The following is a 15,486-nucleotide window of genomic DNA, read 5'->3' as shown; positions in this document are numbered from 1 at the left end:
CCCACCCCCACGGCCGCGTCGGCCCCGGCCGCCCCGGCCGCCCCGGCGGCTCCCGCCCTCCCCCTCACGGCTCCCCCATGCCTCCCCTTCTCGCCCTCCAGGAGGACCAGTTGACGACCCTTGCCGATTCCGCGGCTCCCCGCACCCCCGCCCTGCGCCCCCACCGCATCCCCGCCGACGGGCTGTACGAAGGGCCCCGCATCCTGCGCCGGACCCCCGACGGGGCGGACGTCCGGCCCTACGAGCGCTTCGAGGCCGTACCGCAGGCGGCCACCATCGGGGCCGAAATCCGTGGGCTGGACCTGTCCCGGCCACTGTCCGGGGAGCTGCGTGCGGAGCTGAACCGGGCGCTGCTGGAGTGGAAGGTGCTGTTCTTCCGCGGGCAGCGGCTGAGCTCCCGGGAGCAGCGGGAATTCGCCAAGAATTGGGGCGAGCTGGAGTCCAATCCGCTGCTGGCACGGGGCGATTCGAAGGACGTGGTGCGGTTCGACAAGGCGGCCGGCGGGGTCGCGACGTTCGAGAATGTATGGCACACGGATGTGACGTTCCGGGAACGCCCGGCGATGGGCGCGGTGTTGCAGCTGCGTGAGGTGCCGCCCGCGGGCGGGGACACGATGTGGGCCGATATGGCCGCGGCATACGACAATTTGCCGCCGGAAATCCGGACACGGATCAATGGGGCGCGGGCGGTGCACGACTATCTCCCGGGCTTCGCGCGCTTCTACTCCCCCGCTCAACTGGCGCCATTTCAGGAGGAGTTCCCTCCGGTCGAGCACCCGGTGGTGCGCCGGCACCCGGAGACGGGGCGGCGGATGCTGTTCGTCAACGCGTCCTTCACCACCCACATCGTGGGTCTCGCCCAGGAGGAGAGCGACCGGCTGCTGCGGCTGCTGTTCCAGCAGGCACAGGTGCCGGAGTTCCAGGTGCGCTGGCGCTGGCAGGCGGGGGACCTCGCGTTCTGGGACAACCGCGCCACCCAGCACTATGCGGTGAACGACTACGGGACGCACCGCCGGGTCGCCGAACGGGTCGCCATCGCGGGCGACCGCCCCTACTGACCGCAGGCCCGGCGCGGCCGACGGGAGTCCGGACGCCCCGCGCACCTGTGGCGGGCGGCCGGGCGCACCCGGCGCCCGGCACGGCGTCTCCGGCGCGCCCTCCGGCGCCCGCGGCGCTGCTCACCGGAGCCGCTCGTACGCCGCCTCCTCCGCCGGGCGCGCGCCGCGCAGCAGGGCCGCGCCCAGCGGGGTGAGGGTGTGCAGCACCGCGTTGCCCTGCCGCAGGGTGAGCAGCAGTCCGGCGTCGCGGAGCACCGTCGCGTGCTGGCTGGCGGAGGCCAGCGAGACATCGGCGCGACGGGCGAGTTCGCTGGTGGTGCAGCCGACGCCGATCCGCTGGAGTATCGCCGAGCGGGTCTGGCCGACCAGCCGGCCCAGCGAGCGCTCCGGCGGCACCTGGGGCGTGAGCCGGGGCGCGGGGTGCTCCACGGGATAGACCAGGACGGGCGTCAGCTCCGGGTTGTGGAAGGTGACCGGGGTGCGGCGGCAGAAGTACGACGGCAGCAGCAACAGCCCCCGGCCGTTGAGGTGGAGATCCCGGTCCACGGGATAGTCGGCCTCCAGGACCGGCGGGCGCCAGCGCATCATCGGCGAGAGCGAGGCGAGCAGCTGGTCCGCGCCGCCGTCGAGCAGCGCCCGGCCACGGGCCGCCCGGTCGGCCTCTATGCGGCCCTGGACGCGCGGCCAGTACGGGGCGACGGCCGCCTCGTAATAGCGCTGGAGTATCCCGGCGAGCCGGCCGAGGGCCCGGGTGTCGCCGTCGGCCATCGCCCGTATCCATGACGGGAACGGGCGGGCGGCCGTGGAGAGCCGGGCGAGCTCGGCGCCCAGCCGGGCGGCGGGCGTCTCCCGCAGGGCGGCGAGCGCGTCGGTCATCCCGAGGAGCCCTTCGGCGGGCGTCAGGAAATCGGGAAAATAGCCGCGCGTGGGCACCAGCGGCGCCAGCAGCCGCGCTTCGCCATTCAACCTTCCACGTGTTTCCGATCGCCATTTGCCGAACGCCGAATCGTCCCGTCTGTCACGTAGCCGATGAAAGCTTAAGACGGTCTCCCACAGTGCGTCCGGGCGTGCCGCAATGCGCACACGGGCCAGATCGAGTCCACTGAAATGGACGCGTAACACCGAACCCCCACCCCTGGTTTCCTCAGTCGGCCCCCGGCACGCCTGAGTATGCACGCCAACACGCGCGGTCACCATGCCCTTTTGGCCAGACTTGAAAGTAGTCGCGCCACCGGGCGGCCGGAAGGAATGCTGTACTCAATTCAACGGCGGCGCGAACGGCCCGGGTTGCTCGATCCCGTGGGGGGTGATGGGCAAGGAACCGGCCGCTCGCCAGCCCCGTTGAAGGCCGCCTTCCCGCGCCGACCGGGGTGGCGGCAGCTCCCGAGGGGGGAGTCCGGAGAAAGCGAGGGCGGCACCTCCGCACAGGTGCCGCTCTCGTCGGACAGCTCCCGCGCAAGCGGGCGTCGCCCGGCAGCCCCTCTCCACCGGATGCACCCTCGGGGACACGGGGGCAGGCTGGAGGCATGGCCGAGCACCCGCCCGTCATCGTGCATCCGCCGTCCCCGACCGGTGGCCGGCGCGTCACGATCGAGGGCGAGATCCTCGGCCTCGCGTACAGCAGCGTCGACCTTCTGGAGTTTCTGCGCCGTGCCGGTCTGGACACGGACGTGGTGTCGCTCGACGACCACGACTTGATCGAGTGGCGGGGCGGCGGCCACAACGTCTGGATGTGACGGCCCCGTGTGAACCGTGCCCCGGACCGCCGGTACCGGGCCGCGCCTCGACGACACGGGAGCCGGAGGGCCCCGGAACCGGAGCGAGGGCGGCACCTCCGCACAGGTGCCGCCCTCGTCGGGGTGCCGGAGCCGACAGCCACAGGCGGCTGAGGGTGAGGTGCCGTGGCGCCGGCTCCGGTGGGCTGTCCGGGGGCCGCGGACGCGCCTGGCGCCCGCGGTGCCCCGGTGGGGTCAGCGGCTGTCGCTGCCCTTGGACTCGGCGGCCGCGCGGCCCGCCTCCAGCCGTGCGACCGGGATGCGGAACGGCGAGCAGGAGACGTAGTCCAGTCCGGCCTCGTGGAAGAAGTGGACGGACTCCGGGTCACCGCCGTGCTCACCGCAGACCCCGAGCTTGAGGTCGGGGCGGGTGGCGCGGCCGGCCGCGACGGCGTTGCGGACCAGGGAGCCCACACCGTCCTTGTCGATGGTCTCGAACGGGCTGACGCCGAAGATGCCCTTCTCCAGGTACGCGGTGAAGAAGCTGGCCTCGACGTCGTCGCGGCTGAAGCCCCAGACCGTCTGCGTGAGGTCGTTCGTACCGAAGGAGAAGAAGTCGGCCGACTCGGCGATCTGACCGGCCGTGAGGGCGGCGCGGGGCAGCTCGATCATCGTGCCGAGGGTGAGCCTGAGGCTGACGCCGTGGGCCTTCTCGACCTCGGCGATGACCTGCTCGGCCTCCTCGCGGACGATCTCCAGCTCCTGGACGGTGCCCACCAGCGGAATCATGATCTCCGCACGCGGGTCGCCCTTGGCGTTCTTGCGCTCGGCGGCCGCCTCGGCGATCGCGCGCACCTGCATCGCGAACAGACCGGGGATGACCAGGCCCAGGCGCACACCGCGCAGACCCAGCATCGGGTTCTGCTCGTGCAGCTTGTGCACGGCCTGGAGGAGCCGCAGATCGTTCTCGTTGGCGTCCTTGCGGGCCTCGGCGAGCGCGACCCGCACCGACAGCTCGGTGATGTCGGGCAGGAACTCGTGCAGCGGCGGGTCCAGCAGCCGTACGGTCACCGGCAGCCCGTCCATCGACTCGAACAGCTCGATGAAGTCGGCCTTCTGGAGCGGCAGCAGCTGGCTGAGCGCCGCGTCCCGGTCGCTCTCGTTGTCGGCCAGGATGAGGTGCTCGACCATCTCGCGACGCTCACCGAGGAACATGTGCTCGGTGCGGCACAGGCCGATGCCCTGGGCGCCGAAGCGGCGGGCGCGGGCGGCGTCCTCGGCGTTGTCGGCGTTGGCCCGTACGCGCAGCCGGCGCACCCGGTCCGCGTACGCCATGATCCGGTGGACGGCCTTGACCAGCTCGTCGGCGTCCTCGGCGCCGGCGTGCATCCGGCCCTCGAAGTACTCCACGACCGGAGACGGCACGACCGGCACCTCACCGGCGTAGACCTTGCCGGTGGAGCCGTCGATGGAGACGACGTCGCCCTCTTCGATGACGGTCCCGTCCTGGGTCGTCATCTTGCGGGACTTGGTGTCGACCTCCAGCTCCTCGGCGCCGCAGACACAGGTCTTGCCCATGCCACGGGCGACGACGGCGGCGTGCGAGGTCTTGCCGCCGCGGGAGGTGAGGATGCCCTCGGCGGCGATCATGCCGTTGAGGTCGTCCGGGTTGGTCTCCCGGCGGATCAGGATGACCTTCTCGCCGGAGCGCGACCACTTGACGGCGGTGTACGAGTCGAAGACGGCCTTGCCGACCGCCGCGCCCGGGGAGGCGGCGATACCGCGGCCGATCGTCTCGGACTTCGCGCCGAGGTCGAAGCGGGGGAACATCAGCTGCGCCAGCTGCGCGCCGTTGACCCGCTGGAGGGCCTCGGCCTCGTCGATCAGACCCTGGTCGACGAGCTGGGTGGCGATCCGGAAGGCGGCACCGGCGGTGCGCTTGCCGACCCGGGTCTGCAGCATCCACAGCTTGCCGCGCTCGATGGTGAACTCGATGTCGCACAGGTCCTTGTAGTGCGTTTCGAGCGTCTCCATGATCTGCATCAGCTCGTCGTACGACGCCTTGTCGATCTGCTCCAGGTCCGCGAGCGGGACCGTGTTGCGGATACCGGCGACGACGTCCTCGCCCTGCGCGTTCTGCAGGTAGTCGCCGTAGACGCCCTGGTGGCCGCTGGCGGGGTCGCGGGTGAAGGCGACGCCGGTGCCGGAGTCCGGGCCGAGGTTGCCGAAGACCATGGAGCAGACGTTGACCGCGGTGCCGAGGTCGCCGGGGATGCGCTCCTGGCGACGGTAGAGCTTGGCGCGGTCGGTGTTCCACGAGTCGAAGACCGCGCGCACGGCGAGGTCCATCTGCTCGCGCGGCTCCTGCGGGAAGTCGCGGCCGGTCTCCTTGGCCACGATGTCCTTGAAGTGCGCGACCAGGCTCTTGAGGTCGGCGGCGTCCAGCTCGATGTCGACGCGGATGCCCTTGGCCTGCTTGGCCTCCTCCAGCGCCTCCTCGAAGAGCTCGCCGTCGACGCCCAGCACGGTCTTGCCGAACATCTGGATGAGGCGGCGGTACGAGTCCCACGCGAAGCGCTCGTCACCGGCCTGCGCGGCGAGGCCGGAAACCGACGCATCGGAGAGGCCGATGTTGAGGACGGTGTCCATCATGCCGGGCATGGAGAACTTCGCCCCGGAACGCACCGATACGAGCAGCGGGTCATCGGCCTGGCCGAGCTTCTTCCCCATCTTCTGCTCAAGGGCGTCGAGGTGCTCCGAGACCTCGGCACGCAGTGCCGCGGGCTCGGTGCCGCTGTCCAGGTAGACCTTGCAGGCTTCGGTGGTGATGACGAAGCCGGGAGGGACGGGAAGTCCCAGGTTGGTCATCTCGGCGAGGTTCGCACCCTTGCCGCCTAGCAGGTCCTTGAGGTCCTTGTTGCCCTCGGTGAAGTCGTAGACGAACTTCGCGGACGAAGGCTGGGTTACGTGGGGATCTTGTGTTTCCGGCACGGCACTGACTCCTCGCCGACGGGCTGCCCTGACGGCGAGGAACATACCCAGATCGAAGGCGTATGGGTACGTCCACTTGGTCGACATACCTGCGTAACCAGTCGTCCGCCACCAGATCGAAAGTGATCATGCGTTTGGAGGAGACTTCATTACCTGAATGCATCACTGCGCAACGTAGCTGCAGAGGAGATCTGTGCTACGCACTGCAACGAATGGCTTAATTAATCGAACACATGAAGCGTGGCACCCGGTGCCATCATTGGAGAGGTGGAGCCCCGCTCCATGTGCTCATCTGAGCGCACCCCCTATCAGGGGTGGCGAGAATCACGCGCTCATGTGTGACGGGGTTCCATCATTTGGACCCCGTTCCAGCTACCTGATCAAGGAAAGCGTCCGCCCGCACTTCGTGCGCCGAGCACAGAAGGGCAAGTTCCGCCTCGATCCAGGCACACCTTCGCGCCACCGACCACGGAGTACGGAGCGTCAGGATCAGGCCATAGTCCTCGGGGGCCGGGAACGCCACGTCGACGTCCGGGTTCGTATACCGTCCGGCCGGCACGACGAGCAGCTCCTCCCCCTCACGGCCCCGTTCGGCCGGCCGCTCGCCCATATGGCGCGGGGCGGACAGAGGGTCGTGAACGATGGCCCCCGCCCGTCGTTCCCCGCGCGCGGGACGGCCGCCGGACGAGCGGCCGTCCCCGGCTCAGCGCCGTTTGCGCAGCAGCGGGAGGACCGCCAGCGCGCCGAGCAGGGTGCCGGCCGCCACCGGCAGCGCGGTCGCGTACAGGGCCTGCGCCGAGGCGACGGCCGACGGCGCGGCGGCTCCGGCGGTCCCGGGCCGGTCCGCGAGGGCCAGGAAGACGCTGCCGTACACCGCGACACCGACCACCTGCGCGAGCTGCGGGACGGTGGTGAGCACCCCGCTGGCATCCGAGGCGTCCGCGGGGTCGATCCGGGACAGCGCGAGGGTGAGCAGCGGGCTGGTGGTGTACCCGAGGCCGAGCCCCCAGAGGAGCTGCAGCGCCGGCAGGACGAGACCTCCCTGGCCGCCCGCGCGCAGGGTGTACCCGATGCCCAGATATCCGGCCGCCGCCAGGGCGGAGGCGGAGGCGATCATCGGCAGATGCCACCGGGCGGGCAGCTTCTGCCAGGTGAGGCTGCCGGTGGCGACGCCGAGGGCCAGCGGGGCGAAGGCCAGACCGGCGCGGGTCGCGGACTCGCCGAGCCCCGACTGCAGATGCTGGGAGAAGGAGAAGAGGAAGCCCGCGTACCCGGCCATGCCGAAGAACAGCGCGGCCGCACCGCACACCAGGTCCGGTGAGCGCAGCACCCGGCCGGGCACCAGCGGAGCCCCGCCGCGCCGTGCGACCCCCCGCTCGACCAGCACGAACACCCCGAACATCGGGGCCGCGGCGGCCAGACAGAGCGTCGTCCACAGCGGCCAGTGCTGCTCATGGCCCAGGACCAGCGGTATGACCAGCAACAGCAGCGCGGCCGTCAGCGTGACCAGGCCGGGCAGGTCAAGGCCCTTGGCCGACCGGGGCGTCCCGACGGGCAGCAGCCGTACCGCGGCGACCAGCAGCGCCAGCCCGACGGGCACATTGATCAGGAAGGCCGGACGCCAGCCCGTGCCGAACAGATCCGCACTGACCAGCAGTCCGCCGGCGACCTGGCCGACCACCACGGCGACCGCGATCACCGTGGCGTACAGGCTCAACGCCCGTGCCCTGGCGGGCCCTTCGAAGGTCAGCTGGATCAGGCTGTAGATCTGCGGGACCATCAGCCCCGCGCCGAGGCCCTGCACCACACGGGCGGCGATCAGCACCCCCGCCGTGGGCGCCAGGCCACAGGCGAGCGAGGCGAGGGTGAAGGTGGCGAGACCGGTCAGGAAGACGGTCCGGAAGCCGTGCCGGGCACCGAGTCTGGCGCCGGTGATCAGCAGCGCCGCATAGGAAATCGTATAGCCGGAGACGATCAACTGGAGTGCGGAACCGGTGGTGTCGAGGTCGGTCCGCATGGTCGGGGTGGCGACATTCACCACGGTGGCATCCAGCAGCGCCATGAACACCGCGCCGAGGACGACAAGAAGGATTCCGGTGTGCTGCGGTCGTTTTCCTTTCGGGGCGGCGGGCGGCGCATCCCTCGTGACGCCGTCCGCGGATTCCACGGCGGATATCCGGCCGGGTTCGAGGATGCGGTCCTGTGTCAGCTCGCTCATGACAGCGATGATCACGGCCGGGGTATTCGGGTACCAGATATCCAGTGATCCTGGTACCGGCGGTATCTGGCACGGGGTCACGGCGTCCCGCATGATGGTGCGGTGTCCAGCACCCACACCCGTTCCGCAGCCGCCGCGGCCTCCCGGCGCGGTGAACTCGCCGCTTTTCTGCGGCTCCGCCGGGAGCGCATCACACCGGCCGACGTCGGACTGCCCGGCGGTCCACGGCGGCGCACCCCGGGGCTGCGCCGCGAGGAGGTCGCCCAGCGCGCCGGGGTCGGAGTGGCCTGGTACACCTGGCTCGAACAGGGCCGGGCCATCAACCCGAGTGTGCAGGTGCTCGATGCCATCGCCCGCGCGCTGCTGCTCGGCCCGGCCGAACGCGAGCATCTGCACCGGCTCGCCGGGGTCCCCGGCGCCGCGGCCTGCACCCCGGCGCGGCAGCCGCTGCCGTCCGAGGCGCAGACCATTCTGGACGCGCTGAATCCCTTGCCGACGGGCCTGGTGTCCGCCGGTTACGACGTACTGGCGTTCAACGACGCCTATGCGGCACTCGACCCCCGTATCGTGCTGCTGCCACCGGCCGACCGTAATGTGCTGTGGCGCCTTTTCACGGCGGACGAGGAAAGCCAGCCGCTCGTCGACTGGGAGCGTGAAGTCTCCTTCATGGTGGGCCAATTGCGGGCCGAATTCGGCCGACGCCCCCATGACCCGCACTGGCAGGCGTATATCCGGAAACTCTCCGGGGCGAGCCCGCTCTTCGCGGAAATGTGGGCCCGGCACGAAGTCACCGCACCGGTCACCCACCGCAAGAGATTCCGGACGGCCGACGGCCGCGAGGTCACCATCACGGCGACCGGATTCACCACGACCGCCGTCCCGGACGCCAAGATGTGGATCTACACGCCGGCCGACGAGGAGGCGGTCCGGGTACTCGGTGAACTCCTCGTCCGCTACCGGGAGATCGGCGCCGCCGGGCTGGTGGCCGCCGGCGCGGGGGGCGCACCGGAGAGCTGACCGGTACGGCGGCCGGTAAGAGGCGGCGATCGTACGGGCGGCGCGGGGTGAGGCAGCGGTCGTACGGGCGGCGCGGGGTGGTGAACCGGGGAGCCACGGCCCCCACCCCACTCCCCTACCTCTTGGCCCGGCGTCCGCTCCGCCGCGGGCGCGGCTCATGGCCGTCCAGCAGCTCCAGCCGCCGGTCCTCGCCCCGGGTCTCGACCTGGTCCACGATCCGGCGCAGCAGATCCGCCAGGTCCAGCGCCTCATCGTCGCTCAACCCCTCGGTGACAAAGACCTCTTCGGCGTTGAACTCCGGGAAGACCCAGGCGATCAGCCGCTCGCCCTCGGGCGTGAGCGCGAGCAGGGCGAGCCGTCCGTCGGTCGGATGGTCCTTGCGCTCCAGCAGGCCGCGGCTCTGGAGAGTGCGGGCGACGCCGGTGAGCGTGCCCTTGGAGATACCGGCTTCCTCGGCGACCAGGCGGGTCTCCCGCTCGCCCCCGATCCACACCACCCACAGCACGACGAAGGAGGTCCAGGTCAGCTCGACGCCGCGCAGTACGGAGTTCTCGAAGTGCTGCCGTACGGCGGCCGCGGCGCGGTAGAGATTCGCGACCGCGGCCATCCGCTCGTGGCGGACGGGGGTGTCACCGAGCTTGGCCTGGACGGCCTTCTCCGTGTCCCCGATGGAACGGTGCCCGCTCACCACAGCGACTCCTTCGGCCTCCGCCTCGGTCCCGCCGCCCGTTCCTGCCGGGTCCCGGGAGCGGCAGTACGGGCTGCCGGGCGCCTCCCGTACGGGCGCAAACGGTAGGGCGACACGGCCTCGGCGGCCCGCGCCTGCGCGCTGACACGCCATGGAGGTACACGGGTGCCGTAGGGGTGGGGGCTTCGCGGCACCGCCGTTCCCGGCCCGGCTCAGCCGCCCGAGGTGTCCAGTTCCGCGCCCGCGTCCACGCCCGCGCAGTCGTAGGGGTCGTCCAGCCAGCCGTCCGGCAGGACGACCCGGTTGCGGCCCGAGGTACGGCCGCGCGGGCCGTCCGCGCCCGCCGGCCAGGGCTGGTCCAGGTCGAGCTCCGACAGCAGCCCGTCCAGCTCGTCGAGGGAGGAGGTCACCGCGAGACCGCGGCGCATCTCGGAGCCGATCGAGAAGCCCTTGGTGTACCAGGCGACGTGCTTGCGGAAGTCGATCACGCCGCGCGCCTCGTCGCCGATCCACTCGCCGAGGAGGGTGGCGTGCCGCAGCATGACGGCGGCGACCTCCTTGAGCGTCGGCTGCGCGTAGGTGCCGGTGCCCTCGAAGGCGGCGACCAGATCCCCGAAGAGCCACGGCCGCCCGAGGCAGCCGCGCCCCACGACCACTCCGTCGCAGCCGGTCTCCCGCATCATCCGCTGGGCGTCCTCGGCCGACCAGATGTCGCCGTTGCCGAGCACCGGGATCTCCGGGACATGCTCCTTGAGGCGCGCGATGGCGTCCCAGTCGGCGGTGCCGCCGTAGTGCTGGGCCGCGGTGCGCCCGTGCAGCGCGATCGCCGTGATGCCCTCCTCGGCCGCGGTCCGCCCCGCGTCGAGGTAGGTGAGGTGGTCGTCGTCGATGCCCTTGCGCATCTTCATCGTCACCGGCAGGCCGCCCGCGTTCGCCACCGCCTCCCGCAGGATCGAGCGCAGCAGATTGCGCTTGTACGGCAGCGCCGAGCCGCCGCCCTTGCGGGTCACCTTCGGGACCGGGCAGCCGAAGTTCAGATCGATGTGGTCGGCGAGGTCCTCCTCCGCGATCATGCGGGCGGCCTTGCCGACGGTGTCCGGGTCGACGCCGTACAGCTGGATCGAGCGCGGCTTCTCGGTCTCGTCGAAGTGGATCAGCTGCATGGTCTTCTCGTTGCGCTCGACCAGCGCCCGCGTCGTGATCATCTCGCTGACGAACAGGCCCTTGCCGCCGCTGAACTCCCGGCACAGCGTCCGGAACGGGGCATTGGTGATCCCGGCCATCGGCGCGAGGACCACGGGTGGCTGCACCGCGTGCGGACCGATCTGCAGCAGAGTCATGGCGGCGATACCTTCGGCTTTCTTCGGCTTCCGTTGGCGGGGCGGGCGGGCCGCGGCCGTACGGGGTACCGGCCGCTGCGACCTCCCATTGTCCCGCACCGCGCGAGTGGCCCCGCCAGGGCCGGGGACGGCGGATCGTTGTAGCGTTCAAGAATGCCTGAGCTCAGCCGTCGACGGCGTCTTCTGGTGCTGGCGATCTGCTGTATGAGCCTGCTGATCGTCAGCCTCGACAACACCATCCTCAATGTCGCCCTGCCGTCCATCCAGCGTGACCTGCACGCCTCGGTCGCCGGCATGCAGTGGACCATCGACGCCTACACCCTGGTGCTGGCGGCGCTGCTGATGCTGGCCGGCTCCACCGCCGACCGGCTCGGGCGGCGCCGGATCTTCCTGATCGGGCTGGTGGTCTTCGCGGCCGGCTCGCTGCTGTGCAGCCTGGCGCCGAGCCTGGAGTGGCTGGTGGTCTTCCGGATGGTGCAGGCGGTCGGCGGCTCGATGCTCAACCCCGTCGCAATGTCGATCATCACCAACACCTTCACCGAACCGCGGGAACGGGCCCGGGCGATCGGGGCGTGGGGCGGGGTCGTCGGCATCAGCATGGCCGCCGGTCCGGTGATCGGCGGGCTGCTGGTGCAGAGCGTCGGCTGGCGTTCGATCTTCTGGATCAACGTCCCGATCGGCGCCCTCGCGCTCTTCCTGACCCTGCGCTACGTCCCCGAATCGCGCGCCCCCAAGCCGCGCCGTGTCGACCCGGTCGGCCAGCTGCTGGTGATCGGGCTGCTGGGCTCGCTGACGTACGCGATCATCGAGGCCCCGGACGCCGGCTGGACGTCCCCGGAGATCCTGGCGTTCGTGCTGCTCGCGCTGGCCTCTCTGGCCGGTCTGATCGGCTATGAGCGGCGCCGCCGGGAACCCCTGATCGATCTGCGGTTCTTCCACAGCGCACCGTTCAGCGGAGCTACGGTCGTGGCGGTCTGCGCCTTCGCCGCGCTGGCCGGCTTCCTCTTCATCAACACGCTGTATTTGCAGAACATCCGCGGTCTGTCCGCTCTGGACGCCGGGCTCTACATGCTCCCCATGGCCGGGATGACGCTGATCTTCGCGCCGGTGTCGGGACGGCTGGTGGGCAGCCGCGGGCCCCGGCTGTCACTGCTCCTGGCCGGTACGGCGATGGGGGCGAGCGGGCTGCTCTTCGCGGCCTTCGACGCCCAGTCGACGAACCCGCTGCTGTTCACCGGCTATGTCCTGTTCGGCATCGGGTTCGGCCTGGTCAACGCCCCGATCACCAACACCGCGGTGTCCGGGATGCCCCGCGCCCAGGCCGGGGTGGCCGCCGCTGTCGCCTCCACCAGCCGGCAGGTCGGGCAGTCGCTCGGCGTCGCGGTGATCGGCGCCGTACTGGCGAGCGGGGCGCATGCCGCCGCCACCGCGGACGCCTTCCTCGCGGCCGGCCGCCCGGCGTGGTGGATCATCGCCGGCTGCGGCGCGGCCGTCCTGCTGCTCGGCGCTCTGACCACGGGCCGGTGGGCGAGGGCGACGGCCGACCGCACGGCGGCGCTGTTCGAGGACGAGGCCCCGGGGTACCGGCCGGCGGATGCGCGGCCTTAGGAGGGGGCTTCCTTCCGGCCCGGCGAGCCCGCGCCCCCTCAGACGTCCGGCCGTACGGTCACACCGCGGCGAGCGCCGCCGGCTCCGCCGCCAGCTGCTCCAGCCGCTCCCGTGACGTCTCGTCCACGGGCGTGTAGAAGAGCAGCTTGGGACCGGGGTTGGGCCCCGTCCACAGGCTCGTGGCGGTCAGTTCGAGCGCGCCCACCCGCGGATGCCGGAAGAGCTTGACGGAGCTGACCGGGCGGACGACCTCGTGCTGCGCCCAGATCTCCCGGAACTCCGGCGAGGCCTCCGTCAGCCGCGCGACCAGCGCCTTCCAGGCCGGCTCCGCGACATGCTCGGCCATCGACGCCCGGAACTTGGCGGCCATCACCCGCATCGCGCCCTCCAGATCGCCCATGCTCGCCCGCCATTCGGGGTGGGTGAACGCCAGCCACATGCAGTTGCGGTCCTCTTGGGGCAGCGCATCGAGATCGCACAGCAGGCGGCCGTACGTGCGGTTGTAGGCGAGGATGTCGAAGCGGCTGTTCTGGACGACCGCGGGGAACGGGGTGAGCTGTTCCAGGAGCTGCCGCAGCTCCCGCGTCACGCCCGTGCACTCCCTGCCGGGCATCGGATCGACCGCCCCCGCCAGCGCGAACAGATGGCTGCGCTCGGCGCGGTCGAGCATCAGGGCACGGGCCACCGCGTCCAGGACCTGCGGCGATACATGGATGTCCCGGGCCTGTTCGAGCCAGGTGTACCAGGTGACCCCGACCGCACCCAGGTGCGCGACCTCCTCGCGGCGCAGACCGGGGGTCCTCCGGCGGGCGCCCCTCGGCAGCCCGACCTGCTCGGGTGTGATCCGCTCCCGTCGGCTGCGCAGGAAGGCGGCCAGCTCGGCCCGGCGGGCGGCGTCATCGCGCGGAGCGGTGCCGTACGGCGGGGCGGCGGCGCCACCGGGGCCTGTGGCAGGCTGCGGCGGGGACGGGTCCAGGGTCATGGGTCCAGCGTGCCGCAGGCCCGAGCCGGTTGCCAGGTAGCACTGGTACCAGGATAAGAACACTCTGGTACCCGGGTGAGCGGTCGACGATCGTCGAACCCGTGAGCGATATCCGAGCGCAGACGACCACCCCGGAAGCCCCGGCCGTGCCCCTGGGAGCGCCGGCCACCGCCCCGGAGGCCGCGTTCCCGGGCGCCCCGGCGACCCTGGAGGCACCGGCCGCACCCGGCCCCGCCCCACAGCAGCAGCGTCCGACCGTGCTGACCCCGCTCGGCCTGCTGACCGTACTGCTGGGCGCGGCCCTCCCCATGATCGACTTCTTTATCGTCAATGTCGCCCTGCCCACCATCGACCACGATCTGCACGCGGGCCCGGCGATGCTGGAGATGGTGGTGGCCGGTTACGGCGTCGCCTACGCGATGCTGTTGGTCCTCGGCGGGCGGCTCGGCGACATGATCGGCCGCCGCCGGCTGTTCCTGTGGGGCCTGGCCGCCTTCGGCCTGACCTCGCTGGCCTGCGGTCTGGCGCCGGACGCCTGGACGCTGGTGGCCGCCCGGGTCGCCCAGGGCGGCGCGGCCGCACTGCTGCTGCCGCAGGTGCTGGCCACCATCCAGGCGACGACCACAGGTAAGCGGCGCGCCAAGGCCGTCAGCCTCTACGGCGGCACGGCCGGGGTGTCCAGCGCCGTCGGCCAGGTGCTCGGCGGGCTGCTGGTCTCCGTCGACCTCGCGGGCACCGGCTGGCGCGCGGTCTTCCTGGTGAACGTCCCGATGGCCGCCGCGGCCTGGCTGCTGGCCGCCCGTACGGTCCCTGAGACCCGCTCCCCGCACCCCGCCCGGGTCGACGGCCCCGGCACCGCACTGCTCGCCACCGCCCTGATCGCCCTGCTGCTGCCGCTGACCGAGGGCCGGGCGGCCGGCTGGCCCCTGTGGTCCTGGGTCCTGCTGGCCACCTTCCCCTTTGCCGCCACCGCGTTCGTTCTGGTCGAGCGCCGGGCCGAGCGCCTCGGCCGTACGCCGCTGGTCCCGCCCTCGCTGCTGCGCATCCCCTCCGTGAACAGCGGACTTCTCATGCTCGTTCCGTTCACACTGGGCTTCGGCGGCTTCATGTTCGTCGTGGCGGTCGCCCTCCAAAGCGGCCTGCACTTCGGCCCGTTCGCGGCCGGGCTGTCCCTGGTGCCGCTGTGCGCCGCCTTCTTCCTCGCCTCGCTCGCCGGTCCGCGGCTGGTGCTGCGGTTCGGGCGGCGGGTGGTGGTCGCCGGTTCACTGATCCAGGGCGCCGGGCTGACCCTGCTCGCACTGACCGTGCACGCGGGCTGGCCCGGGATATCGGTGGCCGGCCTCGCGCCGAGCATGGCCGTACTGGGTATCGGACAGGGCATGGTGATGCCGGTGCTGATGCGCATCGCGCTGAGCGAACTGCCGATGACGCAGGCGGGCGTGGGCGGCAGCGCCATGGTCACCACCCAGCAGTCCGGCCTCGCCCTGGGCGTGGCCACCCTCGGCACCCTCTTCCTCTCGCTGCTGCCGTCCGTCGGCATCCGCGACGCCCTGCTCGCCGCACTGCTGACACAACTGGCCATCGTCGCCGGCACGACACTGCTCGCCCTGCGCCTGCCACGCACCGTGCGTTGAGGTGCCCTGACCTGGGCTGATCCTGGGCTGACCCTGCGCTGACCGGCGAGGAGCGAGAAAACGGGGAGGGCTCACGGGCGAGGACGGGCGGCGGGGGGGCGGCGATAGGCGGGGGACAGGCGACAGCAGACGTCCGACGCCGACGGTCGACGCTCGACTCCCGACGCTCAATTCCGGATCCACATGACGGCTGACAGATATTGAAATCTGTCAGCCGTCATGTCATGGTGAATAC

The 15,486-nt window shown here is 71.4% G+C and carries 11 protein-coding genes; 5 read left to right on the top strand and 6 right to left on the bottom strand.

Annotation, left to right across the window (positions count from 1 at the left end; all coding sequences use genetic code 11):
• Positions 1-77: 77 nt before the first annotated feature.
• Positions 78-1,058 carry a TauD/TfdA dioxygenase family protein gene (locus STRNI_RS28345; protein ID WP_159488311.1) on the top strand — a complete coding sequence of 327 codons (981 nt, stop codon included), beginning with the start codon at positions 78-80 and terminating at the stop codon, positions 1,056-1,058.
• A gap of 120 nt (positions 1,059-1,178) precedes the next feature.
• Here STRNI_RS28345 and STRNI_RS28340 read toward each other — a convergent pair whose 3' ends face one another.
• Complete coding sequence (locus tag STRNI_RS28340; RefSeq protein ID WP_018088148.1) at positions 1,179-2,024, bottom strand: ArsR/SmtB family transcription factor; 846 nt, start codon at positions 2,022-2,024, stop codon at positions 1,179-1,181.
• A gap of 560 nt (positions 2,025-2,584) precedes the next feature.
• Here STRNI_RS28340 and STRNI_RS28335 point away from each other — a divergent pair.
• Positions 2,585-2,794 (top strand): hypothetical protein, encoded by a 210-nt coding sequence (locus STRNI_RS28335; RefSeq protein WP_018088149.1) that lies wholly within the window; start codon positions 2,585-2,587, stop codon positions 2,792-2,794.
• 234 nt (positions 2,795-3,028) lie between these two features.
• On the opposite strand, the gene ppdK is transcribed toward STRNI_RS28335, so the two are convergent.
• Positions 3,029-5,809 (bottom strand): pyruvate, phosphate dikinase, encoded by a 2,781-nt coding sequence (gene ppdK, locus STRNI_RS28330; RefSeq protein ID WP_371874924.1) that lies wholly within the window; start codon positions 5,807-5,809, stop codon positions 3,029-3,031.
• Positions 5,810-6,467: 658 nt separating this feature from the next.
• Entirely contained in the window at positions 6,468-7,982 is a 1,515-nt protein-coding gene (locus STRNI_RS28325) for an MFS transporter (RefSeq protein WP_277412257.1), read from the bottom strand.
• Between the two features lie 102 nt (positions 7,983-8,084).
• Between STRNI_RS28325 and STRNI_RS28320 the strand changes: the two genes are divergently transcribed.
• On the top strand, positions 8,085-8,999 hold the full coding sequence (locus STRNI_RS28320) for a helix-turn-helix transcriptional regulator (protein WP_277412256.1): 915 nt from the start codon (positions 8,085-8,087) through the stop codon (positions 8,997-8,999).
• Between the two features lie 115 nt (positions 9,000-9,114).
• Here STRNI_RS28320 and STRNI_RS28315 read toward each other — a convergent pair whose 3' ends face one another.
• Positions 9,115-9,687: a MarR family winged helix-turn-helix transcriptional regulator gene (locus STRNI_RS28315; RefSeq protein WP_277412255.1), complete on the bottom strand. Its 573-nt coding sequence runs from the start codon at positions 9,685-9,687 to the stop codon at positions 9,115-9,117.
• A 212-nt stretch (positions 9,688-9,899) separates the two neighbouring features.
• The gene (dusB, locus tag STRNI_RS28310) at positions 9,900-11,027 is read right to left on the bottom strand and encodes a tRNA dihydrouridine synthase DusB (RefSeq protein WP_093644177.1); all 1,128 of its coding nucleotides are present in this window, start codon (positions 11,025-11,027) and stop codon (positions 9,900-9,902) included.
• Between the two features lie 153 nt (positions 11,028-11,180).
• On the opposite strand from dusB, the gene STRNI_RS28305 reads away from it, so the two are divergent.
• A complete protein-coding gene (locus STRNI_RS28305) occupies positions 11,181-12,635 on the top strand; it encodes an MFS transporter (protein WP_026169373.1) in 1,455 nt (484 codons plus the stop codon).
• A 58-nt stretch (positions 12,636-12,693) separates the two neighbouring features.
• Here the strand turns inward: STRNI_RS28305 and STRNI_RS28300 are convergent, their stop codons facing one another.
• Entirely contained in the window at positions 12,694-13,617 is a 924-nt protein-coding gene (locus STRNI_RS28300; RefSeq protein ID WP_229838201.1) for a helix-turn-helix transcriptional regulator, read from the bottom strand.
• Between the two features lie 101 nt (positions 13,618-13,718).
• Here STRNI_RS28300 and STRNI_RS28295 point away from each other — a divergent pair, with 101 nt between their 5' ends.
• Positions 13,719-15,251, top strand: a complete 1,533-nt coding sequence (locus STRNI_RS28295) for an MFS transporter (protein ID WP_381845664.1) — start codon at positions 13,719-13,721, stop codon at positions 15,249-15,251.
• The last annotated feature ends 235 nt before the right edge of the window (positions 15,252-15,486 follow it).

The organism is Streptomyces nigrescens, from assembly GCF_027626975.1.
GTDB classification, from domain to species: domain Bacteria; phylum Actinomycetota; class Actinomycetes; order Streptomycetales; family Streptomycetaceae; genus Streptomyces; species Streptomyces nigrescens.
Note: the sequence above shows the minus strand (reverse complement) of the source record. Positions and strands in the feature narration are given on the sequence as shown.